The sequence below is a fragment of the Azospirillum rugosum genome (assembly GCF_017876155.1).
GTDB lineage: Bacteria > Pseudomonadota > Alphaproteobacteria > Azospirillales > Azospirillaceae > Azospirillum > Azospirillum rugosum.
Window position 1 is genome coordinate 1 of record NZ_JAGINP010000060.1, and the last position, 1622, is coordinate 1622.

1 protein-coding gene is annotated in these 1622 nt (G+C 67.2%); it reads left to right on the forward strand.

Going from position 1 to position 1622, the window contains the following annotated elements; translation table 11 throughout:
• Positions 1-109 precede the first annotated feature (109 nt).
• Positions 110-1450: an IS1380 family transposase gene (locus J2851_RS35410; protein ID WP_209774076.1), complete on the forward strand. Its 1341-nt coding sequence runs from the start codon at positions 110-112 to the stop codon at positions 1448-1450.
• The last annotated feature ends 172 nt before the right edge of the window (positions 1451-1622 follow it).

The following is a 1622-nucleotide window of genomic DNA, read 5'->3' on the forward strand; positions in this document are numbered from 1 at the left end:
CTAGCCGGAAAAATTCATGAGGGTTGGCGGGTGTAGCGGCATCCGTTGAGCGGCCGTAGGATTTGGGTGCTGAAGCCAATCCCCGCCGTTTCCGGAGCGCCCACCCGCCATGGTTGATCATACCCTGCCGCTGCCCGGCCTGTCACCCGTTGCTGGAAAGCCGGTGATCGGGCGCTTTGATGGCGGCCGCTTGTCCTCCGATGGCGGACTGCTGGTGCTGCGGGAGGTGGCGAAGCGGCTGGGGGTTGCCGATCGTCTGGCCGCCTGCATTGAGGACCCGCGCGATCCCACCCGCACCACGCATTCGTTGGCCGACATCATCGGCTTCCGCCTGCTGGCGATCGCGGCGGGCTACGAGGACGCCAACGACGCCGCCAGCCTGCGCTCCGACCCGCTGTTCAAGATGGCCCTGGAGCGCCTGCCATCCGAGCGCGACCTGTGCTCGCAAGCCACCATCTCGCGCCTGGAAAACCTGCCGGATACCCGCGCCTTGCTGCGCATGGGCCGGGCCATGGTCGATCTCTACTGCGCCTCCTTCCGCCAGGTGCCCAAGCGCATCGTTTTGGACGTGGACGACACCTTCGATGCGGTGCATGGCGGCCAGCAGTTGCGCCTGTTCAACGCGCATTACGACGAGTACGGCTTCCAGCCTATCGTCGTCTTCGACGGCGACGGCCGCTTCGTCACCGCCGTGCTGCGCCCGGCCAAGCGGCCCAAAGGCACGGAAATCCGGGCTTTCCTGCGCCGCCTGCTCCGCGCCATCCGGGCGAACTGGCCGCACACCGAGATCCTCCTCCGTGGTGACGGCCATTACGCCTGCCCGGAGGTGCTGGACTGGTGTGAGGCCGCGGGCATCGACTACGTGCTCGGTCTGCCGACCAGCCGCACGCTGCGTCGTCATGTGACCACCCTGGAGGCCAGCACCGCCGCCCGCTTCCAGGCCACGCCCGGAGCCGACAAGGTGCGCCGCTTCAAGGAGTTCTACGATGGCGCCAGCACCTGGAGCCGGGTGAGGCGCATCGTCGCGCGCGTCGAGGCGGGAGATCAGGGCACCGACACGCGCTTTATCGTCACCAATCTGCGCCATGGCACCGGACGCTGGCTGTACGCGGACCTGTACTGCGCGAGGGGACAGGCGGAAAATCATATAAAAGCCTGGAAATCCCACCTTGCCGCAGACCGGACCTCGTGCACCAAGGCCACGGCCAATCAGTTCCGCCTCTTCCTGCACGCCGGGGCGTACTGGCTGCTGTGGAGCCTGCGCTCGCTGATGCCAAAGCGCTCCCGCTGGCGCTCGGTCCAGTTCGACACCTTGCGGCTGCGCCTGGTGAAGATCGCCGCGCGCATCGTGGAGATGAAGACCCAGATCAAGGTGCACCTGCCGACCAGCGCGCCTGATCAGGCGATCATCCACCTCGCCCTCGGGCGCCTGCCGCGGCTCATCTGCTGAGCACCGGGGCAGCGTGCCCCAGCCCTCACCCAATCCCGTCCACCACCAACTCCGCCCGCGTCACGCCGCCATCAGCGCGGCGGCGGACGGCGTGCGCCAATACAACCCTACGCTGAGTACCTCCGCTCGGCGACCAGACCGCTCGTTACCCTGGTGAATAAAGGCGGCTAGA

Bases quoted from the DNA above. Each gene is read 5' to 3' on its own strand.
- J2851_RS35410 (WP_209774076.1), top strand. From the start codon at position 110: ATGGTTGATCATACCCTGCCGCTGCCCGGCCTGTCACCCGTTGCTGGA.